The organism is Actinocatenispora thailandica (assembly GCF_016865425.1).
Lineage (GTDB): Bacteria > Actinomycetota > Actinomycetes > Mycobacteriales > Micromonosporaceae > Actinocatenispora > Actinocatenispora thailandica.
On record NZ_AP023355.1, the window covers coordinates 2396315 to 2416273 of the forward strand.

21 protein-coding genes are annotated in these 19959 nt (G+C 74.5%); 11 read left to right on the forward strand and 10 right to left on the reverse strand.

Annotated features, from left to right (window positions below; translation table 11 throughout):
* The first annotated feature begins 44 nt into the window (after window positions 1-44).
* On the forward strand, window positions 45-428 hold the full coding sequence (locus Athai_RS10610) for a hypothetical protein (protein WP_203961351.1): 384 nt from the start codon (window positions 45-47) through the stop codon (window positions 426-428).
* A gap of 38 nt (window positions 429-466) precedes the next feature.
* Here the strand turns inward: Athai_RS10610 and Athai_RS10615 are convergent, their stop codons facing one another.
* The 4 genes from Athai_RS10615 to Athai_RS10630 all read right to left on the reverse strand — a co-directional run bounded on the left by Athai_RS10615 (window position 467) and on the right by Athai_RS10630 (window position 4590).
* Entirely contained in the window at window positions 467-742 is a 276-nt protein-coding gene (locus tag Athai_RS10615) for a hypothetical protein (RefSeq protein WP_203961352.1), read from the reverse strand.
* A 119-nt stretch (window positions 743-861) separates the two neighbouring features.
* Window positions 862-2145, reverse strand: a complete 1284-nt coding sequence (locus Athai_RS10620) for a glycosyltransferase family 4 protein (RefSeq protein ID WP_203961353.1) — start codon at window positions 2143-2145, stop codon at window positions 862-864.
* Between the two features lie 89 nt (window positions 2146-2234).
* The gene (locus tag Athai_RS10625) at window positions 2235-3749 is read right to left on the reverse strand and encodes a DUF885 family protein (protein ID WP_203961354.1); all 1515 of its coding nucleotides are present in this window, start codon (window positions 3747-3749) and stop codon (window positions 2235-2237) included.
* Window positions 3750-3783: 34 nt separating this feature from the next.
* On the reverse strand, window positions 3784-4590 hold the full coding sequence (locus Athai_RS10630) for a class I SAM-dependent methyltransferase (protein ID WP_203961355.1): 807 nt from the start codon (window positions 4588-4590) through the stop codon (window positions 3784-3786).
* 187 nt (window positions 4591-4777) lie between these two features.
* Between Athai_RS10630 and Athai_RS10635 the strand changes: the two genes are divergently transcribed.
* From Athai_RS10635 to Athai_RS10660, 6 genes are all read left to right on the forward strand, one after another.
* Window positions 4778-5557, forward strand: a complete 780-nt coding sequence (locus tag Athai_RS10635) for an electron transfer flavoprotein subunit beta/FixA family protein (RefSeq protein WP_203961356.1) — start codon at window positions 4778-4780, stop codon at window positions 5555-5557.
* A 121-nt stretch (window positions 5558-5678) separates the two neighbouring features.
* Window positions 5679-6638, forward strand: a complete 960-nt coding sequence (locus Athai_RS10640; protein ID WP_203961357.1) for an electron transfer flavoprotein subunit alpha/FixB family protein — start codon at window positions 5679-5681, stop codon at window positions 6636-6638.
* 301 nt (window positions 6639-6939) lie between these two features.
* Window positions 6940-7527 (forward strand): biotin transporter BioY, encoded by a 588-nt coding sequence (locus Athai_RS10645; RefSeq protein WP_203961358.1) that lies wholly within the window; start codon window positions 6940-6942, stop codon window positions 7525-7527.
* A gap of 20 nt (window positions 7528-7547) precedes the next feature.
* Window positions 7548-8198: a hypothetical protein gene (locus tag Athai_RS10650; RefSeq protein ID WP_203961359.1), complete on the forward strand. Its 651-nt coding sequence runs from the start codon at window positions 7548-7550 to the stop codon at window positions 8196-8198.
* Between the two features lie 61 nt (window positions 8199-8259).
* Window positions 8260-8490, forward strand: a complete 231-nt coding sequence (locus Athai_RS10655; protein WP_203965495.1) for a DUF2630 family protein — start codon at window positions 8260-8262, stop codon at window positions 8488-8490.
* Window positions 8491-8534: 44 nt separating this feature from the next.
* Complete coding sequence (locus tag Athai_RS10660; protein WP_203961360.1) at window positions 8535-9710, forward strand: cysteine desulfurase family protein; 1176 nt, start codon at window positions 8535-8537, stop codon at window positions 9708-9710.
* Window positions 9711-9745: 35 nt separating this feature from the next.
* Here the strand turns inward: Athai_RS10660 and Athai_RS10665 are convergent, their stop codons facing one another.
* Entirely contained in the window at window positions 9746-10093 is a 348-nt protein-coding gene (locus Athai_RS10665) for a hypothetical protein (protein WP_203961361.1), read from the reverse strand.
* A gap of 119 nt (window positions 10094-10212) precedes the next feature.
* On the opposite strand from Athai_RS10665, the gene mnmA reads away from it, so the two are divergent.
* Complete coding sequence (gene mnmA / locus Athai_RS10670) at window positions 10213-11286, forward strand: tRNA 2-thiouridine(34) synthase MnmA (RefSeq protein ID WP_203961362.1); 1074 nt, start codon at window positions 10213-10215, stop codon at window positions 11284-11286.
* Between the two features lie 163 nt (window positions 11287-11449).
* Here the strand turns inward: mnmA and Athai_RS10675 are convergent, their stop codons facing one another.
* Window positions 11450-12355 (reverse strand): alpha/beta fold hydrolase, encoded by a 906-nt coding sequence (locus Athai_RS10675; RefSeq protein WP_203961363.1) that lies wholly within the window; start codon window positions 12353-12355, stop codon window positions 11450-11452.
* Between the two features lie 89 nt (window positions 12356-12444).
* Between Athai_RS10675 and Athai_RS10680 the strand changes: the two genes are divergently transcribed.
* The gene (locus tag Athai_RS10680) at window positions 12445-13224 is read left to right on the forward strand and encodes a TetR/AcrR family transcriptional regulator (protein WP_203961364.1); all 780 of its coding nucleotides are present in this window, start codon (window positions 12445-12447) and stop codon (window positions 13222-13224) included.
* 190 nt (window positions 13225-13414) lie between these two features.
* Here Athai_RS10680 and Athai_RS10685 read toward each other — a convergent pair whose 3' ends face one another.
* Window positions 13415-14311, reverse strand: a complete 897-nt coding sequence (locus tag Athai_RS10685) for a LysR substrate-binding domain-containing protein (RefSeq protein ID WP_203961365.1) — start codon at window positions 14309-14311, stop codon at window positions 13415-13417.
* 133 nt (window positions 14312-14444) lie between these two features.
* On the opposite strand from Athai_RS10685, the gene Athai_RS10690 reads away from it, so the two are divergent.
* Entirely contained in the window at window positions 14445-15653 is a 1209-nt protein-coding gene (locus Athai_RS10690; protein WP_203961366.1) for an MFS transporter, read from the forward strand.
* Window positions 15654-15674: 21 nt separating this feature from the next.
* On the opposite strand, the gene Athai_RS10695 is transcribed toward Athai_RS10690, so the two are convergent.
* On the reverse strand, window positions 15675-16541 hold the full coding sequence (locus tag Athai_RS10695; RefSeq protein WP_203961367.1) for an aldo/keto reductase family oxidoreductase: 867 nt from the start codon (window positions 16539-16541) through the stop codon (window positions 15675-15677).
* 158 nt (window positions 16542-16699) lie between these two features.
* Here Athai_RS10695 and Athai_RS10700 point away from each other — a divergent pair, with 158 nt between their 5' ends.
* A complete protein-coding gene (locus Athai_RS10700) occupies window positions 16700-17491 on the forward strand; it encodes a GNAT family N-acetyltransferase (protein WP_203961368.1) in 792 nt (263 codons plus the stop codon).
* 21 nt (window positions 17492-17512) lie between these two features.
* Here the strand turns inward: Athai_RS10700 and Athai_RS10705 are convergent, their stop codons facing one another.
* Complete coding sequence (locus Athai_RS10705) at window positions 17513-18496, reverse strand: zinc-binding dehydrogenase (RefSeq protein WP_203961369.1); 984 nt, start codon at window positions 18494-18496, stop codon at window positions 17513-17515.
* 54 nt (window positions 18497-18550) lie between these two features.
* On the reverse strand, window positions 18551-19924 hold the full coding sequence (locus Athai_RS10710; RefSeq protein WP_203961370.1) for an NADP-dependent succinic semialdehyde dehydrogenase: 1374 nt from the start codon (window positions 19922-19924) through the stop codon (window positions 18551-18553).
* Window positions 19925-19959 lie beyond the last annotated feature (35 nt).

The window sequence follows — 19959 nt, forward strand, 5'->3', positions numbered from 1 at the left end:
GCACCGGGCTACCGCTGCTGATCCGGGTCGCCGTCGGTGTCGCGATGTGCGGCTGGCTGGTGCTGTGCTACACGCCGTGGGGTCGGCTTCAGATCGCCCGGGTGACACTGGCGCTGGCCGGCCGTACTCCGTTGCGGTTGATCCACTTCCTCGACGAGGCGGGGGATCGTGGCGTCCTGCGGCAGCGCGGCGACCGCTACGAGTTCTGGCACGCCGACCTGGAGGCGCGGCTGGTCCGGCGGCCGATCGGGGTGGCCTGGTGGACCGCAGCGCTGTCCCGGCTGCCACGCCGGGGTGCGGCCGACGTCGGCGGGCTGCCGCGGCAGGCCGGCCCGGATCGTGGGACGTCCCCGCGGCTGCCCGGCGCCGCCGACCCGCCGGAGTCAGCGGGTGCCGGCGATGGATCGAGCGCCGAACCCGGGCCGTGACGGGCGACGTGATCGGTCGGCGCAGTCGGTCCGGGTCGTCACCGGCGGCCCCTGGACGCCGTCGGGTTCGGCGAGTACCGGCCCCATCGCGGACCGCACGCCGCGCTCCCGCATTCCCGGTGCATCGCGGCGAGCCAGTCCGGCGACAGGACCGCGAGGTAGCACGGCAGGGCGGTCAGGCGGCCGACCGCGACCTCGTCGGGTGTCAGTGCGAAGCCGTTGGTGGGCAGCGGCTCCCCGCTCGCCGGCAGGCCGGAGTCGGTGAAGCCGAGGAGCTCGTTTTCGACGCCGAGGATCGCGGCGGCGCGGGGCACCTCGGCTCGGCGCAGCCGCGGCAGCGGTCGGGGCGCCCCGGCGTCGTTCAGCCGCGCACCAGGGTCCGACGGCGCGAACCGCGGGCCCGACTCGATCGCAGCGAAGCAGTTCCCGCCCGTCAGGCGGAGCCGTCGCGAAGCAGGTTGCCGTCCGGTACCACGATCGGCGGGACCGGGCCGTCCGCCGTACCGGCCGCACGCAGCGCCCGCTCGTCCCGCCGCGCCTGTTCGTACGCGTCCAGGGTGCGCTCGGCGATCACCGGCCACGCGTACCGCTGCGCCACCAGGCTGCGGCCCTGCCGGGCGAGCCGGCGCGCCAGCACCTCGTCGGCCAGCACCGAACTGACCGCCTCGGCGAGCGCGCGCGGATCCTTCGGGGTGAAGCTGACCGCCGCCAGGCCGGCCGCGACGAACTCGCCGAGCCCGCCGGTCGCCGCCACTGCGAGCGGTGCGCCGGCGCTCGCCGCCTCGACCGCCACCATGCCGAACGGTTCGTACCGGCTCGGTACCACCGCGCAGTCGGCGGCGGCGAACAGCGCGGGCAGTTCGGCACCGAGGAAACCGACGAACCGCACGGTGCGGGACAGCCGCCGGCGCCGGACCTCGGCAGCCAGCTCCTCGGCGTACTTGCCCTCGCCGGCCACGACCACCCGCAGCCCGGGGAACCGGCGACGCAGCGTCGGGGTCGCCGCGATCAGGTCCTGGACCCCCTTCTCGTGCACCAGCCGGCCGGCGTACACCACCAGCGGGCCGTCGCCGGCGAACCGCTGCCGGACGGCCCGCACCTGCCGCGGTGTCGCGGTGAACGCGGCCGGGTCGACGCCGTTCGGGATCACCCGGACCTTGCCGGCGGGCAGTTCGAACAGCCGGCTGACCTCCCAGCGCATGTAGTCCGAGCAGACCAGCACCCGGCGCGCCTCGTAGGTCAGCCACCACTCGACCGAATGGATGCACCGGTTCAGCTCGCCGGGCAGCCAGCCGGAGTGCCGGCCCGCCTCGGTGGCGTGCACGGTGGCCACCAGCGGCACACCCAGGTGGTGTTTGAGCGTCACCGCGGCGTGCGTGACCAGCCAGTCGTGCCCGTGCACCACGTCGAAGCCCTGCTCGCCGGCCACTCGCAGGGCGGCCCGGGTGAGCGCGTGGTTCAGCGACATCGTGAACGCCAGCAGCGTCTCGGTGCTGAACGGGAAGAGCGGCGGGTCGGCCGGCGCGCGCACCACCCGCACCCCGTCGCGGATCTCGTCGAGCGGCGCGTCGGTGCCGTCCGGCTCGGTCCCGTGCCGGGTCACCACGGTGACCTCGTGCCCGGCGGCGGCAAGGGCCACCGACAGCGCGTGCACGTGCCGACCGAGGCCGCCGACGACGACCGGCGGGTATTCCCAGGACAGCATCAGCACGCGCATGGGCACCGATTCTGGCACCCGTTACCGGCCGGTACCCACCCCGGGTCGGCCGCGGGCCGGCCGGGTCGGGCGCGCGGGCACCCGGCCGGTCAGCCGCGCTCGATCGCGGTGTCGAGCAACCCCAGCGGCGGCGCGCCCAGCTCCAGCAACGCGGCGTGCAGCCGGGGCAGCGAGAACCCCGCGCCCCACGCCGCCCGGGCCCGGTCGCGTACCTGCCCGATCACCAGCTTGCCCCAGGTGTAGCGGCCGTACGTCGGGTCGAACGTGCCGCGGTACGCCTCGGCCAGCGCCGCCGGACCCTGCAGGTGGGCGTCCGAGGTGAACAGCGCGGCGGCCTCGTCGACGGTCATCGTGCCGGTGTGCAGCCCGATCGCCGCGGTCAGCCGGACCACCCGGACCAGCGCCTCCAACGCGACACCCGCGGCGTACCGGGGATCGGTGGCGTGGAAACCCTGCTCCAGCGCCATCTCCTCGGTGTAGTGCGCCCAGCCCTCCACGAACGCCTCGCCGATCAGGGTGCGACGCACCGCGGACGGCGCCCGGCGCAGCGCCCGGGAGTGCGAGAAGTGTCCCGGCGCCACCTCGTGCACGGTGATCGCCGGCAGGCTGGTACGGCTGAACACGGCGAGCCACTGCTCCCGGTCGGCCGCCGGCCAGCCCGGCTCCGGCGGGGTCACGTGGTACCAGCCCGGCGCGTCCGGCTCGTACGGGGCGGCCCAGGCCATCATCGCCATCGCCCAGCGCCGCGACTCCGGAGCCGGGCCGACCAGGCATTCGCCGTCGGTGTAGGGCACCAGTTCGTGCCGGGCGGTCCAGTCGATCACCTCGGCGGTCAGCACCCGCGCCTCGGCCAGCACCCCGTCGATGCCGGGATGGTCGGCGGCCAGCGCGGCGACGGTGCCCGCGGTGTCCGCGTCGGGGTCGATGCGGTGGCACGCCTCGGCCAGCATGGCGCGCAGCCGATGGCGCTCGGCGTCGGCGGCCTCGGCGAGCGCGCCCAGCCGTACCGGCATCGCCTCGGACGCGGACAGCAGCCGGGCCAGCCCCGCCTCGCCCAGCGCCGAGTCGGCCGGCCCGGTCCGCGCGCAGCGTTCGAGGTGGTCCAGCAGCCGGCGGTGCGCGGCGGTGGCGGCCACCCCGGAGTCCCCGTCGGCCGGCCCGACCTGGCCGGCCAGGCCGCGGGCCGCCGACAGGGTCGCGCCCGCGACCGGCGCCGGCACCGCGTCGAGCGCGTCGATCGCCGCGTCGACCGCGTCCGGCCAGGCGGCGAGGTGCGCCGCGCGGGCCGCGGCGCGCTCCGGCGCCGGCGCGTACTCCCGGTCGTAGCAGGCCAGGTCGAGGTTGGCGACGTGGTACAGCGGGTTGCTGCGGTGCAGGGCGAGCTCGCCGTACTCGACCCGGGTGGCGTCCTCGGCGGCCGAGGCGTGCGCCTCGTCGTGCGGGTCGGGGTAGACGTGCGCACCGGCCGGCGCCAGCCGGGACAGCGCCGCGGCCACCCCGGCGGTGGACAGGTCCTGGACCACGCCGTCGTACTCGTGCCGGCCGACCGACTCGCGGGCGGTCGGCACCATCAGGTCACAGAGCGCGCGCAGCCGTGCATCCATGCGCGGCAATCTACCGCCGCGACGGTCGTGGTGATCACACTTTTCCGGCGACCACGATCAGGTCGAGCGCGCTGTCCAGGTCCGATGTGGACAGTACGAAGTCGGCCGCGGTCACCGACCCGACCAGCTCCGCCAGGCCCGCCGGCCAGCTCGCGGCGGGCGTCGCGAGCTGCGCCTCGACCAGATCGGCGCCGTAGTGCCGGCGGCAGCGCGCATCGAGTGTGGCGAGCCGGGCGCCGGCATGCAGCCCGTACATGGTCGAGTCCGGGAACGCCGGGGCGACCAGCGCGGCCAGCTCGGCCGCCGACAGCTCGCGGGAGTGGTACACGTTGCGCGGCCGGTCGGTGGCCGGGTCGTACCCGGGGGAGAAGGTCAGCCGGTTCGGGGTGCTGAGCGCCAGGGTGCCGCCGGGCGCGAGCACCCGGGCGCACTCGGCCAGGTGCGCCGGCTGGTCCCACAGGTGCTCGATCAGCTGCATGCTGACCACCGCCGGGACGGCACCGGTGCGCACCGGCAGCGCCACCGCGTTGCCACGCGCCACCGCGATCGCCGGGTACCGGCGGCGCACGTGCCCGAGCGTGGCCGGGTCGTAGTCGAGCCCGAGCACCCGGCGTGGCCGGCCGCCGAATGCGCCGGGTGCCGCGCCACTGGGGCCGCTGCCGGCGGCGAGCAGGTCCGCGCCGTACCCCTCGCCGACACCGACCTCCAGCACCGGCCCGGCCGGCAGCAGCGGTTCCAGAGCCTGGTAGGCCGCCTCGTGCCGGCGGAACCAGTAGTTCTCCACCGGCAGGTCGGGGACGGTGCGCTCGCCGGTCAGCGGCAGCGCGGGGGCGGTCGGCATGCCCGCAGCCTACGGGCGGGTGCGGCTGTGAGATGTATCGCGGTGGTCGCCGCGCGCGGTCGGCTACCCGCTAGTAACATAGCCCCTGAACGAGCCTTCGGCCGGCAGACTATGTTGGCTGCGGGCGGCCGGTCACCGGTCGTGGTGTCCTGACAATGCTCGGGTAAGCAGGAGGTCTGCGGCAACGATGAACATCGTCGTCCTGGTCAAGCAGGTACCGGACTCCGGTGCCGAGCGCACGCTGAAGTCCGATGACTGGACGGTCGACCGTGCGTCGGCCAGCAACGTCATCAACGAGATGGACGAGTACGCCATCGAGGAGGCGCTGCGCATCGCCGAGGCGCAGGGCGGCGAGGTCACCATCCTGACCGTCGGTCCGGACCGTGCCACCGAGTCGATCCGCAAGGCGCTGTCGATGGGCCCGAACGGCGCCGTGCACGTCGTCGACGACGCGATCGCCGGTTCCGACGCGGTGCAGACCTCCAAGGTCATCGCCGCCGCGCTGAACACCCTGGAGTGGGACCTGGTGCTCGCCGGCGCCGAGGCCACCGACGGCCGGGTGCAGGTCATCCCGCACATGATCGCCGAGCGGCTGGGGGTGCCGGCACTCACCGGCGCCCGCAAGCTGACCGTCGAGGGCGACACGAAGACGATCGAACGCCAGACCGACGAGGGCTACGAGGTCGTGCAGGCCACCGGCAAGGCCGTGGTCAGCGTCTGGGACACCATCAACGAGCCCCGCTACCCGTCGTTCAAGGGCATCATGGCGGCCAAGAAGAAGCCGGTGAACTCGCTGACGCTGGCCGATCTGGGCATCGCCGCCGGCGAGGTCGGCGGCGCGAACGCGCACACCACCGTGCTCTCCGCGCAGCCGCGACCGGCCCGGCAGGCCGGTACCCGGGTGCCGGACGACGGCGAGGGCGGCGCCAAGCTGGTCGAGTTCCTGGCCACCGAGAAGTTCGTCTGACCCGGCGCGGGGCCGCGTCGGCGGCTCGCACTGGACACCAACACGTACGAGTACGGCTAGGTCAAGAAGGCCGGCGTTAGTCGCCCGCACCGATTGACCGCGATCGCGGAGGCAAGGACAGATGGCTGAGGTACTGGTCGTCGCGGACGGCACGGCGTCGGGCGGCGTGAAGAAGGTGACGCTGGAGGCGCTGACGCTGGCCCGTCGGCTCGGCGAGCCCGCCGCGGTGGTGCTGGGCGCACCCGGCACGGCCGACGCGCTCGCCGGCCCGCTCGCCGAGTACGGCGCGGTCAAGATCTACGCCGCCGAGAGCGACGAGATCGCCGGGCACCTGGTGGCGCCGAAGGCGGAGGTGCTGGCCCGGCTGGTGGGCGAGGTGTCGCCGGCCGCGGTGCTGCTGGCATCCGGCCAGGAGGGCAAGGAGATCGCCGGCCGGCTCGCGGTCAAGCTCGACGCCGGCCTGCTGACCGACGTGTCCGACATCGCCGCCGACGGCACGGTCACCCAGGTGGTGTTCGCCGGCTCCACGATCGTCACCGCGAAGGCGGACGGGCTGCCGGTCGTCACCGTCCGGTCGAACTCGGTGACCCCGGAGCCGGCGCCGGCCGCCGGCGAGCGGGTCAGCGTGGACACCACCGTGTCGGATGCCGCGAAGGGCGCCACGGTGCTGGAGCGGGTCGCCGAGCAGAAGGGCTCCCGGCCCGAGCTGACCGAGGCCGGCGTGGTCGTCTCCGGCGGTCGCGGTGTCGCCAGCGCCGAGAACTTCGCGCTGATCGAGGAGCTGGCCGACCTGCTCGGCGGCGCGGTCGGCGCGTCCCGGGCCGCCGTCGACTCCGGCTACTACCCGCACCAGTTCCAGGTCGGCCAGACCGGCAAGACCGTGTCGCCGCAGCTCTACCTGGCGATCGGCATCTCCGGCGCGATCCAGCACCGGGCCGGGATGCAGACCTCGAAGACGATCGTCGCGATCAACAAGGACGACGAGGCACCGATCTTCGAGCTCGCCGACTACGGCATCGTCGGCGACCTGTTCAAGGTCGTCCCGCAGGCGGTCGAGGAGATCCGCAAGCGCCAGGGCTGACCCGATCGCCGCACCGTCCGAAGCGGTACGTCGCGGTGGCGGCGTACCGCTTCGCACCCCCTGCCCCGCGGCGGCCGGCGACGCCGGGCGCCGCCGGCGGCACAGGGTCTGCGGTGGCGATCTGTCGTGCCGAGGGCTTGACATTCCGCCGCGCCCCGGCAAGGCCCGGCACACCACCCCCGGCCGGGGCCGCGATGCGCGGTGCCGGGCGGGAAAGCCGACAGGCGCGCCGATCGCGGTGTCTTACGCTGTCCGCGGTTGACTTCACGTGGGCCCCGGCCCTCACCCCCTGGAGGAAGTTGTGTCCACTAGCCCGGTCGTCCTGCGTCGGCACGTGCTCGCCGACCTGATTCCCGGTTCGGTCGCCCGTAACGCGCTGCTGGTCGTCGGGGGCGCCGCGGTGACCGGGCTGGCCGCCCAGCTGTCGGTGTCGATCGAACCGCTGTCGCCGGTCCCGGTGACCGGCCAGACCTTCGCCGTGCTGCTGGTCGCCGCCGCGCTCGGTCCGTGGCGGGCGCTCGCCTCGATGGCGCTCTACCTCGCGGTCGGCATGGCCGGCGTGCCGTGGTTCGCCGGCGGCACGTCGGGCGCGGGTGGCGCGTCGTTCGGCTACATCCTGGGCTACCTGGCGGCCGGGCTGCTGGTGGGCGAGCTGGCTCGCCGGGCCGGCGACCGGACCCCGCTGCGCACCGTCGGGACGATGCTGCTGGGCAACGCGGTGATCTACGCGTTCGGGGTGTCCTGGCTGGTGGGCGTGGTCGGCATGGCGGTGCCCGCGGCGCTGGTCGCCGGCGTGCTGCCGTTCCTGCTCGGCGACGCGATCAAGGTGGCGCTGGCGGCCGGTGTGCTGCCCGGCACCTGGGCGCTGGTGCGCCGCTTCGGCAAGTGAGCCACGCGCCGGGGGAGGGCGTGCCCGTGCCCGGTCCGGGCACCCCGGCCGACCTCGACGTGGAGAACTGGGACCCGTGGACGCCGGAGCAGCTCGCGCGCCGGTTGGCCGGCGTCGACGTGCCGTGGTGGGTCTGCGGCGGCTGGGCGATCGAGCTGTTCCACCGCGATGCCGGTGCCGGACCGCTGCGCGGTCACGAGGACCTGGAGTTCGGCATCTGCCGTGCCGACTTCCCGGCGGTCCGGGCCGCGCTGCTCGCCGACCGCACGCTCACCCAGTACGCGGCCGGCGACGGGATGCTGTGGCCGCTGCCGGCGGATCGGCCACCGCCGCCGCACCTCGCGCAGGTGTGGACCGCGACCGCCGCGGACGCTGTGTTCCGGACCGACCTGTTCCTCGATCCGGGCAGCCGGCGGCAGTGGGTGTGCAAGCGGGACGATCGGCTCGTCCGGCCGCTGGCCGACACGATCGCGCGGTCCGCGTCCGGCGTGCCGTACCAGCGGCCCGAGGTGGTGCTGCTGATGAAGGCCAAGCACGCCCGGGACAAGGACGTGGCGGACCTCGTCGCCACCCTCCCGCTGCTGTCGCCGGCGCAGCGTGACTGGCTGGCCGCCGCGTTGCTGCTGGTCCACCCGGGCCACGCCTGGATCGAGCGGGTCCGGGAAGGCTGAGCAGCCTCGGCGCGTTTCCCGGTACCGTCGAGCCACGGTGAACGGAACTGGGGTGGGTGCGGTGAACGACAAGGACGTGCTGGGGCAGATCCACGACCTGGTGGCCGAGGAGCACCGGCTGCGCGACGCCGGCGGCAGCGACGAGGAGCGGGCCCGGCTGGCCGCGGTCGAGCAGCAGCTCGACCAGTGCTGGGACCTGCTGCGCCGCCGCCGGGCCCGGGAGGACGCCGGCCAGGACCCGACCGCGGAGCGGGTGCGGCCCAGCTCCGAGGTCGAGTCCTACCTGCAATAGGCGGCGCCGCCGGGGCCCGGATGCGGACCTCTAAGCTGGGCCTCATGGCGTACCTGGACCACGCGGCCACCACTCCGGTGCTGCCGGCGGCGCTCGACGCGTACGTGCGGGCCGCCGGCAGGTTCGGCAACGCCTCGTCGCTGCACGCCTCCGGCCGGGCCGCCCGGCGGGTGGTCGAGGAGTCCCGGGAGCAGATCGCGGAGCGGCTCGGCGCCCGGCCGAGCGAGGTGATCTTCACCTCCGGCGGCACCGAGAGCGACAACCTGGCGGTCAAGGGGATCAGCTGGTCGCGCCGGGAGGCCGAGCCGGCCCGGGACGTACTGCTGGTCGGCGCCGCCGAACACCACGCGGTGCTGGACTCGGCGCACTTCATGGCCGACCGCCAGGGCGCCACCGTGCTGCCGGTGCCGGTGGACCCGGCCGGGCGGGTGACCCCGGACGCGCTGGGCACGCTGCTCGCCGAGTACGCCGACCGGGCCGCGCTGGTCAGCACGATGTGGGCGAACAACGAGGTCGGTACGGTCACGCCGGTCACCGAGCTGGCCGCGATCGCCGCCGGCCACGGGGTGCCGCTGCACACCGACGCGGTGCAGGCGCTCGGCGCGGTACCGGTCGACTTCGGTGCGTCCGGCGTCGCCGCGATGACCGTGACCGGACACAAGATCGGTGGCCCGGTCGGGGTCGGCGCGCTGCTGCTGCGCACCGACGTGGCCTGCACCCCGGTGCTGCACGGTGGCGGCCAGGAACGCGAGGTCCGGTCCGGCACGCTGGACGTGGCCGGCGTGGCCGCGCTCGCCACCGCCGTCGACCATGCGGTGTCCCGGCAGCAGGACGAGGCGCGTCGGGTGGCGGCGCTGCGCGACGAGCTGGTCGCGCGGGTGCGCGCCGCGGTGCCGGACGCGATCCTCAACGGCGACCCGGTCGACCGGCTGCCCGGCAACGCGCACTTCTCGTTCCCCGGCTGCGAGGGCGACGCGCTGTTGATGCTGCTGGACGCGGCCGGCGTGGAGTGCTCGACCGGTTCGGCCTGCTCGGCCGGGGTGGCGCAGCCGAGTCACGTGCTGCTCGCGATGGGTGCCGACGCCGACCGGGCTCGCAGTTCGCTGCGGTTCTCGCTGGGCCACACCTCGACGGCGGCCGACGTGACGGCGCTGCTGGACGCGCTGCCGACCGCGGTCGAGCGGGCCCGCCGCGCCACCGCGGTCTCCCGCCGCCACTGACGCCGGTGCGCGGCCCAGCCGGGCCGGCGGGCGGCTCAGCGCGGGGGACGGGTCGGTCCACGTCCGGGCGGGTCACCCGGTTCGCCCCGGGAGGCCCGCAGCAGCCGGCGGATCGTCTGCACCGCGACCAGGACCAGCAGCACCGTACCGACCACTCCGGCGATGCCGGTGACCAGGAATCCCGGCCCGTGCAGCGGGATGCGCCGCACCCCGTTCGGGGTGTGCAGCTCGCAGACGCCGTCGCCCAGGCTCGCCGGGTAGACGTCGTTGGTCAGGCAGTCGTACGCGGTCTTCGCCTCGTGCGCGCCCCACACCAGCAGCGCGAAGCTCGCCACGCACAGCGCCGCCAGTACCAGCACCGGCCACCAGGAAAGCCGCTTCATCGCCCTCTTGTTCCGTTCTGTCGGGTCACTGCCCGATCGGTTCGCCGGGCCGGCGCGGCGGCCGCACCGCCGACGGGCCGGATACGCTCGGCAGGGTACGCGTCGAGGAAGGAACGGGCATGAGGGTGTTGGCGGCGATGTCGGGCGGGGTCGACTCGGCGGTGGCGGCCGCGCGCGCCGTCGACGCCGGGTACGACGTGACCGGGGTGCACCTGGCGCTGTCGGCGAACCCGCAGGCCTACCGCACCGGCGCGCGCGGCTGCTGCACCCTGGAGGACTCCCGGGACGCCCGACGCGCCGCCGACGTGCTGGGCATCCCGTTCTACGTGTGGGACATGGCCGAGGAGTTCCGCGAGGACGTGGTCGCCGACTTCGTCGCCGAGTACGCGGCCGGTCGCACCCCGAACCCGTGCCTGCGCTGCAACGAGAAGATCAAGTTCGCCGCGGTGCTGGACCGGGCCCGGGCGCTGGGCTTCGATGCGGTGGTCACCGGCCACCACGCCCGGCTGGCCGGCGGGGTGCTGCGCCGGTCGGTCGATCACGCCAAGGACCAGTCGTACGTGCTGGCGGTGCTGCGCCCGGACCAGCTGGCCGGGGCGGTCTTCCCGCTCGGTGACTCCACCAAGGCGCAGGTCCGCGCCGAGGCGGCGCGGCGCGGCCTCGCCGTCGCCGACAAGCCGGACAGCCACGACATCTGCTTCATCGCCGACGGCGACACCCGCGGGTTCCTGCACCGCGAGCTGGGCAGCGAGCCGGGGGACATCGTCGACGCGGACACCGGCGAGGTGCTGGGCAGCCACGACGGGGCGTACGCGTACACGGTGGGGCAGCGGCGCGGGCTCAACCTGACCCGCCCGGCGCCCGACGGGCAGCCGCGGTACGTGCTGTCCATCACGCCGGTGCAGAACACGGTGACGGTGGGCCGGCGCGAGGCGCTCGCGGTCGACACCGTCACCGCGGAGCGTCCGGTGTGGACGGTGCCGCCGCCGGCCGGCCCGTTCGACTGCCAGGTGCAGCTGCGCGCGCACGGCGAGGTGTACGACGCGACGGTGACGTACGACGCCGCCGGGCTCACCGCGACGCTGCGGGCGCCGGCCAGCGGGGTCGCGCCGGGGCAGGCGATCGTGGCGTACCGCCGGGATCCGGCCGGCGACGTGGTGCTCGGCTCCGCGACGATCGCCGCCGCCGCCTGATCCACGCCGGCCCGGCCCGCGCCCGGTGCGGCCGGCCCGCCCCGACGGCCGGTGCCGCGTCGCAGCCAGCCTGCGGTCGCGTCCCAGGGGCGGCGTCAGCTGGCGGTCCCGTCTGCGTGCTCGGCTTCCAGAGCCCCAGCGGCCGACTGCGGCCCGATCGCAATCAACGGACCGCCAGAGCGCTGACCTGGTGGGCGATGTCGGGCCACAGCGCGGCGGGGAGGTCGTGGCCGACGCCCGGGTAGGTCACCAGGCGGGCGCCGTCGATGGCGCGGGCGGTGGCGCGGCCCGCGCCGACGCGCAGGATGGGGTCCTGCTCGCCGTGCAGGACCAAGGTGGGGTGGCGCAGCTCCTTGAGCCTCGGTCCGTGCCACTGGGCGCCGATCTGGCGGCTCTGTGCCTTGCTGTCGCGTGGGCCGCTGTCCACCTCGGCCTCGACCCAGGCGCGCGCCGCGGCTTCGTCGAAGGGGTAGCCAGGTGAGGCGATGCCGCGCCAGACGGTGAGGGCGGCCTCGATGTCGCCTTCGCGGCCCTCGGGGAACTTGGTCCGGGCGAGCTTGGCGAGCAGGCCGAACCGCAGGTAGCGCACCACCCCCAGGCCAGAGACATCGCTGGGCAGGGCCGCCGAGGAGGTGACGCTGAGTACCCGGTCGGGGTGTCGCAGCGCGACCCGCTGAGCGATCGCGCCACCCAGGGAGTGGCCGAAGACATGGGCCCGCTCCCAGCCGAGTGCATCCATCACGGCGATGGCGTCGTCGGTCATGTCCTCGGCGGTGTAGGCGTCTCCACGCCTGGCGAACAGGGCCTTGAAGGGGTTGGCGGTGGAGGTGTCCGGCATCCGGCTCGACTGGCCGGCGTCACGCTGGTCGTATCGAGCCACGGCGAACCCGGCGTCGGCGAATGCCCGGCACAGTCCGGCCGGCCACCAGAACCGGGCGGTGGCCAACCCCATGATGAGCAGCAGCGGTTCGCCCTGGGAGCCCTTCAGTCGGTCGAAGGCCACCTGTACATCCCCGTTGTGCGCGTACCGGGTCGGCGTCCACTCCTGCTGCGGCTGAGGCTGGGGCATGTCGGCTCTCCTTCATTTACTGCGATCCATGTTCGCAGTTCATATGAACTAAGGTACTGCAAACGACGTTCGCAGAACAGGAGGGGTCCATGGCCGAGCCGTCCACCCACAGCATCTGGCTGCGCCCGGAACGCTCGGGACGCGGTCCGACGCCCACGTTCGACCGCGACCGCATCGCCGCCGCCGGGGTCGCCCTGGCCGACGCGGATGGCCTGCCCGCCGTCACCATGCGGGCCGTTGCGGTCGCACTGGGGGCCGGCCCGGCATCCCTCTACCGCTATGTGGCCACCCGCGACGAACTGCTGGAACTGATGATCGACCAGGTCAACGGCGAGATCTCCTACGCGGCACTCGGCTCCGGGCACTGGCTCGACGACCTGCTCGCCCTGGCTCGGCAGAGCAGGGGCGTCTACCTCGCGCACCCGTGGCTGCTCGACGCGACCGCGACGAGGCCCCCGATGGGACCGAACGCGGTCAGCTACCTGGAACACGCCCTGGCCGCGCTGGCCGAGCTCGACGTCGGTCCCCGCACCAAGCTGGAGGCCATCGCAATCCTCAACGCCGTCGTCTCCACTCTGACGCGAGCCATACACACCCAGCGTCTCGCCGGGCAGACCATCCCGCGGTGGCAGCAGGACCAGGCGGAATATCTCGCCCAGGTCGCCATGGCGGGCCACCACCCGAATCTCGCCACCGCGCTGGCCGGTCAGCCGTCCGGGGCCGAGGATTCATCGGAGTCGTTCTTCGACCGCATCCTCACCCGCGTGCTGACCGGGCTGCTGCAGCCCGACGAGATCGACGACCCGGTACCCGGTCGTGCGCAGGCAGCGCCATCCGCAGCCGGTCCGGGGCCGGCGACGGACTCCTGATGTCGCATCGAGAGAGCCACGCCCGCGCTCCCACGGTCTCGACGGAAACCCGGTGAGATCCGCTCCAGACCGCGCCGGCGGCCTCCACCCGGCCGCTCCCGAGAGCACCCCACCACACCGCGAGTCGACCCCGAACTACTTCGAGCGTCGACCGCTCGGCACGGTGTCAGGTGCTCGTCGTGGCGCGGCGTCATGCCGTACGAGGGCGGCGTCCGCCGGCGGTCGCCTCCGGGAGCAGGGCGAGCAGGGCCGTGGCGGCCGGCGGCGGGGTACGGTCGGCCGCGACGACCGCGAGCAGCTCGCGCCGGACCGGCGGGTCGGTGCGCAGCCCGACCATCCGGTCGGTGCCGCGCACGGTCAGCGGTGGCAGCAGCGACACGCCCAGCCCGTGCGCGACCAGCTCGACCAGGTGCGCGATGGTGTCGACCTCGCAGCAGATCCGGCGGGTCAGCCCGTGCCGGACGCAGACCTCGTCGATGCGCCGGCGCAGCGACGAGTCCGGCCGGTACTCGACGAAGTCGCGGTCGCCGAGCGTGCCGAGCGCGACGGTGCCGGCCGCGGCGAGCGGGTCCGCGGCGGCGACCGCGAGCACCAGGTCCTCACTGCCGAGCGGGATCTCGCGCAGGCCGCGCGGGTCGATCGGCCGGTCGACGAAGGCGACGTCGAGCTCGCCGGCGGCGGTGGCCCGGGCCAGCCCGGACGCGCTGGCGTTGGTCAGCCGCAGCGCCACCCCGGGGTGCCGGCGGTGGAACTCGGTCAGCAGCGCCGGCAGGTCGATGCCGCCGAGCGTCTGCAGCACCCCGATCGACAGCCGGCCGCGCAGCACCCCGCGGACCCCGGCGACCGCGTCCCGGCCGTCCGCGGCGGCGGCGAGCGCCTGGCGGGCGGCGGGGAGCAGGGCCGCGCCGGCGGCGGTGAGCCGGACCCGCCGGCTGGTCCGGACGAACAGATCGGTGCCGAGCTCGCGCTCCAGCGCCCGGATCGACCCGGACAGGCTGGACTGGACCACGTGCACCCGCCGGGCCGCCCGGGTGAAGTGCAGCTCCTCGGCGACGGCGACGAAGTGGTCGAGTTGCCGCAGCTCCATTGATCGAGGGTACCGATCGACAGGATCGAAACAATCCGTTGGAGGGATCGCCGAGCGGTTGGCAGGCTGGGGAGGACGGCGGCCCGGCGGAACGAGCCGAGGACGAACCGGTGGAAGGGGCACGATGGGGGTCATGACGGAGCAGCGGACGGCCCGGCGAGGCGCGGCGGTCGGCTTCGCGTTCGTCGCGTACGCGTTCGGCGTCACCATGGTCGGCACCACCCTGCCGACCCCGCTGTACGCGATCTACCAGCACGAGTACGGCTTCGGCAGCCTGCTGACCACGGTGATCTACGCGGTCTACGCGGCGGGCGTGATCGCCGCGCTGCTGCTGTTCGGCCGGGCCTCCGACGCGTACGGGCGGCGCCGCGTGCTGCTCGTCGGCCTCGCCGCCTCGGCCGCCTCGGCGCTGGTGTTCCTGTCCGACGCCGGGTTGGCCGCGCTGTTCGTCGGCCGGGTGCTGTCCGGGCTGTCCGCCGGGATCTTCACCACCACCGCGACGGTGACCCTGGTCGACCTCGCGCCGGCGGCCCGGCAGCGTACCGCGGCGCTGGTCGCGACCACCGTCAACATGCTCGGCCTCGGCTGCGGCCCGCTGCTCGCCGGGGTGCTCGCGCAGTGGGCTCCGTTGCCGCTGCGGCTGCCGTTCCTGGCGAACCTTCTACTGCTGGTGCCGGCCGCGATCGGCGTGCTGCGCGCGCCCGAACCGGTCGCGGTGCGCCCCGGCGCCCGGCTGAGCGTGCAACGGCCGTCGGTGGCGGCGCCGGCCCGGGCGGTGTTCGTGCCGGCGTCGGTGGCGGCGTTCGCGGCGTTCGCCGTGTTCGGGCTGCTCACCTCGATCGAGCCGGGCTTCCTGGCCACCGTGCTCGGGCTCGACTCGCGGGCCCTGGCCGGCCTGGTGGTGTTCACCATGTTCGCCGGCTCGGCACTCGGCCAGGTCGGGCTGGCCCGGGTACCGAGCCGGGTCGCGCTGCCGGTCGGCTGCCTGGTGCTGGTGGCCGGACTGGCCGGGATCGCCGGCGGCCTGCTCGGCCGGTCGGTCGCCGCGCTGATCGCCGGTACCGTGGTGATCGGCGTCGGGCAGGCGCTCAGCTTCCGGTCCGGAATGGCCGCGATCACCGCCGCGAGCCCCGAGCCGGAGCGGGCCGCCACGGTCTCCAGCTTCTTCGTCGTCGCCTACGTCGGCATCTCGCTGCCGGTCGTCGCGGTCGGGGTGGCGGCGACCCTGTGGGGGCTGCGTACCGCCGGGATCGCGTTCACCGCCGCGGTCGCCGTCGTGGCGCTCGGCGCCCTGTTCGCGGTGCTGCGCCTGGACCGCCGCCGGACGCGGCAACCCGGCTAGCCGCCGCGAGGACTGCCCCGGTCAGCCGCCGATCGCGTCGAGTTCGGCGCGGGCGTCGGCCGGCAGGTCGAGCCCGGCACCGGCGATGTTCTCCCGCAGGTGCGCGACGTTCGAGGTACCGGGGATCAGCAGGATGTTGGGGGAGCGCCGCAGCAGCCAGGCCAGCGCGACCGCCATCGGGGTCGCGTCCAGCCGCTTCGCGACCGCGTCCAGCGCGCCGGACTGCAACGGCGTGAACCCGCCGAGCGGGAAGTACGGCACGAACGCGATGCCGTCCGCCGCGGTCGCCGCGACCAGCTCGTCGTCGCTGCGCTGGGCGATGTTGTACATGTTCTGCACGGTCACCACCGGCGCGATCGACCGCGCCTGCGCGAGCTGTTCGGCGGTGACGTTGCTGACCCCCAGGTGCCGGATCAGGCCCTGCTCGCGCAGCTGCGCGAGCGCCTCGAACTGCTCGGCCAGCGAGCCGGGCTCGGGCGTGTGCACGCCGCCGACCCGCAGGTTCACCACGTCGAGCACGTCCAGGCCGAGGTGCTCGAGGTTCTCGTACACCTGCTCGCGCAGCTGCTCCGGGCTGCGCGCCGGCGGCCAGCCGCCCTCGCCATCGCGCCGGGCGCCGACCTTCGTGACGATGTGCAGGTCGTCCGGGTACGGCGCGAGCGCCTGGCGGATCAGCTCGTTCGTCACGTACGGGCCGTAGAAGTCGGCGGTGTCGAGGTGGTTGATGCCGGCCTCGACCGCGGCCCGCAGCACCGCGATCGCGGCGTCCCGGTCCGCCGGCGGTCCGAACACGCCGGGCCCGGCGAGCTGCATCGCGCCGTACCCGACGCGGGTGAGGTCGAGGTCACCGACGCGGTAGGTGCCGCCGGGAAGCTGCGTGGTTGTCATGATCACCCTCCCGCCGCGACGCTCGCCGCGGCTGCCTTCACCGTCCGTCCCGGCGGCACCGCCGACCAGGTTCCGGTTCTCCTGGGACCGCGAGGACCAGGCTGGCGAGAGCCGAATCACGCTGGCGCGCCGCGGCCGGTGCCGTGACGATGGTCGGCGTGCAGATACGCAGGTTGACGCCGGCCGACGTGCCGGCCTGCCAGGAGCTGTCGGCCGACCGCCGCTGGCTGCGCGAGGACCGCCGCTGGGCGCTGCTGATCGACGTCGCCGAGGTGTACGGGATCGACGCACCCGACGGCGGTCTCGCCGGCGCGGTGACCCTGACCCGGTACGACACGCACGCCGCGATCGGCATGATGCTCGTCGCCGCGCGGTACGAGCGGCAGGGGCTCGGGCGCGCCCTGATGTCGCACGCGATGGCGGCGGCGGGCGGCCCGGTCTGCCTGCGCGCCACCGACAACGGCCGCCCGCTGTACGAGCGGCTCGGTTTCGTCGCCGACGGCAGCTCGGTGACCTACCTCGGCACGCTGGCCGGCGACCGGCCCGACCTGCCGCCGACCCGTCCGGCCGGGCCGGCGGACCTGCCGGAGATCCTGCGGCTGGACGCCGACGCGTTCGGCGCCGACCGGTCGCGGCTGCTGCGTCGGGTGGCCGGCTTCGGTCGGCTGCGGCTCGCCGCCGGCGGCTACGGCGCGAGCTGGCGCAACGGTTCGTACCGCCTGCTCGGGCCGGTCGTCGCCGAGGACGTGGCAACCGCGATCGCGCTGTGCACCGACCTCGCCAGCGACGGGCCGATCCGGCTGGACATCGCCTCGACCCAACCCGAGTTCGAGGACTGGGCCGCCGGCCGGTTGACCCGGCGCGAGCGGGTCACCCTGATGTCGGCCAACGGAACCGCACCGGGCGACGTCAAGCGCCTGTTCACCCCGTTCTCGGTGGCCACCGACTGACACCCGGCCCGCCGGGCGGGGTCAGCAGCGCAGGACGACCTTCCCGGTGGCCCGGTTCTGCTCCATGTACCGGTGCGCGGCGACGACCTCGTCGAGTGCGAACACCCGGTCCACCACCGGTCGGTACCGGCCGTCCTCGACGTCGGACACGATGCGCCGCAACGCGTCCGCGCCGGCCCGGCCGGCGAGGTCCTGCGAGCCGAACGCGGTCAGCTTGGTACCGGACGGGATCGACCCGACCGGTTCGAAGTCCGGCACCAGCCACTCGCCGCTGAGCAGGCCGGTCATGCACACGGTGCCGCCGCGCCGCACCAGGCGCAGCGAGTCGAGCATGGTCGGTGCGCCGATCAGGTCGAGGATCAGGTGCGGCCCGCCCGGCAGGATCCGGCGTACCGCGGTCGCCAGGTCACCGTCGTCGAGCACCACGTGGTCGGCGCCGTTGGCGGCGAGCCGGGCCACCTTGTCCGGGTTGCGGGTGGTGGTGAGCGTGGTCAGCCCGCGCTCGCGGGCGAGCGCGACGGCGGCCAGCCCCAGTGCCGACGACCCGCCGCGGACCAGCAGGGTCTCGCCGCTGCCGGCGCCGAGCGCGGTGAGCGAGCCGTGCGCGGTCAGGAACGTCTCGGGCAGCGCGCCGAGCGTCGGCCAGTCGAGCGTGGTGTCCAGCCGCATCAGCAGCCGGTCCGGCAGCAGCGCGTACTCGGCGTACCCGCCGTCGAACGCCCGGCCCATGCCGCCCATCACCGCGGCCACCGTGGTACCGGCCGGCAGCAGCGGGTCGAGCGACTCGGCGACGGTACCGACGCACTCGATGCCCAGCACCCGGGGCGGCTCGACACCGGGGGAGTGGCCCTGCCGGGTCATCAGCTCGGACCGGTTCAGCCCGGCGGCGTGCACCCGCATCAGCGTCCACCCGTCGCGGGCGGCCGGCCGGGGCACGGTCCGTACCTCGATCGTCTCCGGCCCGCCGGGCCGGGTCCACACCGCTGCCCGCATCGTCTCGCCCATCGTGCACTCCCGAGTCGGTCACCATCGCCGGCCCGGTCGGCCGGCCCGCGGCGGTCAGCCGAGCCAGACCGACTTGACGTTGCAGAACTCGCGGATGCCGTGCGCGGACAGCTCCCGGCCGTACCCGGAGCGCTTGATCCCGCCGAACGGCAGCTCCGGGTACGAGGTGACCATGCCGTTGACGAAGACCGCGCCGGCGGCCAGCTCGTCGACGAACCGGTCGGCCTCGTTCGGGTCCTCGGTCCAGGCGTTCGCGCCGAGACCGAACCCGGTGTCGTTGGCGATCCGGATCGCGTCGTCGACGTCGCTCGCCCGGTACAGCCCGGCGACCGGCCCGAACACCTCCTCGCCGTACATCTTCATGCCCGGGGTGAGGTCGCCGACCACCGTCGGCGGGTAGTACCAGCCCTTGCGGTCCGGGCTGACCCCGCCGGTCAGCACGGTGGCGCCGCGGCCGACCGCGTCGGCCACCAGCTCCTCCACGTCGTCGCGACCGGCCTCGGTGGCGAGCGGGCCGACGTCGGTCACCTCGTCGGCCGGGTCGCCCATCCGCAGTTCCTTCATCCGGGTCACGAACCGGGCCGAGAACTCGTCGAACACGTCGGTGTGCACGATGAACCGCTTGGCCGCGATACAGGACTGGCCGTTGTTCTGCACCCGGGCGGTGACCCCGACCTGGGCGGCGCGGTCCAGGTCGGCCGACGGCATCACCACGAACGCGTCCGAGCCGCCGAGTTCCAGTACCGTCTTCTTCACCTCGTCGCCGGCGATCGACGCCACCGAGCGGCCGGCCGGTTCGCTGCCGGTCAGGGTCGCCGCCGCCACCCGCGGGTCCCGCAACACCTGCTCCACCTGGCCGGAGGAGATCAGCAGGGTCTGGAAGCAGCCGGCCGGGAACCCGGCCCGTTCGAACAGCTCGCCCAGGTAGAGCGCGGTCTGCGGCACGTTCGAGGCGTGCTTGAGCAGTCCGACGTTGCCGGCCATCAACGCCGGCGCGGCGAACCGCACCACCTGCCACAGCGGGAAGTTCCACGGCATCACCGCGAGCACGACGCCGAGCGGCTGATAGCGCGCGTAGGCGCGGCGGGCGCCGACCGCGGCGGCGTCCGCCGGCTCGTCGGCGAGGAACTCCGCCGCCCGGTCGGCGTAGAAGCGCATCGCCCGCGCGCACTTGCCGACCTCGGCCTGGGCCTGCCGCAGCGGCTTGCCCATCTCGGTGGTCATGGTGAGCGCCGTCGGGTCGGTTTCGGCGTCCAGCAGGTCCGCCGCGGCCCGCAGCCACCCGCCCCGCTGCCCGAAACTGGTGTTCCGATAGTCGCCGAACGTCTCGTACGCCCGTCTGATGCGCGCCGTGACCTCGTCGTCCGGATACGCGTCGAAGGTCCGCAGGGTCTCGCCCGTCGCCGGGTTCACCGTCGCGATCGCCATGCCGACAGCGTCGCCCCGGGGCGGGGGCGCCGTGG

Excerpts from the sequence above, each read along its gene's own strand:
- Athai_RS10610 (WP_203961351.1), top strand. The coding sequence starts at position 45 with ATGTGCGGCTGGCTGGTGCTGTGCTACACGCCGTGGGGTCGGCTTCAG.
- Athai_RS10685 (WP_203961365.1), bottom strand. The coding sequence starts at position 14,311 with ATGGAGCTGCGGCAACTCGACCACTTCGTCGCCGTCGCCGAGGAGCTG.
- Athai_RS10630 (WP_203961355.1), bottom strand. The coding sequence starts at position 4,590 with ATGCCGACCGCCCCCGCGCTGCCGCTGACCGGCGAGCGCACCGTCCCC.
- Athai_RS10660 (WP_203961360.1), top strand. The coding sequence starts at position 8,535 with ATGGCGTACCTGGACCACGCGGCCACCACTCCGGTGCTGCCGGCGGCG.
- Athai_RS10665 (WP_203961361.1), bottom strand. The coding sequence starts at position 10,093 with ATGAAGCGGCTTTCCTGGTGGCCGGTGCTGGTACTGGCGGCGCTGTGC.
- Athai_RS10640 (WP_203961357.1), top strand. The coding sequence starts at position 5,679 with ATGGCTGAGGTACTGGTCGTCGCGGACGGCACGGCGTCGGGCGGCGTG.
- Athai_RS10675 (WP_203961363.1), bottom strand. The coding sequence starts at position 12,355 with ATGCCCCAGCCTCAGCCGCAGCAGGAGTGGACGCCGACCCGGTACGCG.
- Athai_RS10635 (WP_203961356.1), top strand. The coding sequence starts at position 4,778 with ATGAACATCGTCGTCCTGGTCAAGCAGGTACCGGACTCCGGTGCCGAG.
- Athai_RS10620 (WP_203961353.1), bottom strand. The coding sequence starts at position 2,145 with ATGCGCGTGCTGATGCTGTCCTGGGAATACCCGCCGGTCGTCGTCGGC.
- Athai_RS10690 (WP_203961366.1), top strand. The coding sequence starts at position 14,445 with ATGACGGAGCAGCGGACGGCCCGGCGAGGCGCGGCGGTCGGCTTCGCG.
- mnmA (WP_203961362.1), top strand. The coding sequence starts at position 10,213 with ATGAGGGTGTTGGCGGCGATGTCGGGCGGGGTCGACTCGGCGGTGGCG.
- Athai_RS10695 (WP_203961367.1), bottom strand. The coding sequence starts at position 16,541 with ATGACAACCACGCAGCTTCCCGGCGGCACCTACCGCGTCGGTGACCTC.
- Athai_RS10710 (WP_203961370.1), bottom strand. The coding sequence starts at position 19,924 with ATGGCGATCGCGACGGTGAACCCGGCGACGGGCGAGACCCTGCGGACC.
- Athai_RS10625 (WP_203961354.1), bottom strand. The coding sequence starts at position 3,749 with ATGGATGCACGGCTGCGCGCGCTCTGTGACCTGATGGTGCCGACCGCC.
- Athai_RS10680 (WP_203961364.1), top strand. The coding sequence starts at position 12,445 with ATGGCCGAGCCGTCCACCCACAGCATCTGGCTGCGCCCGGAACGCTCG.
- Athai_RS10705 (WP_203961369.1), bottom strand. The coding sequence starts at position 18,496 with ATGGGCGAGACGATGCGGGCAGCGGTGTGGACCCGGCCCGGCGGGCCG.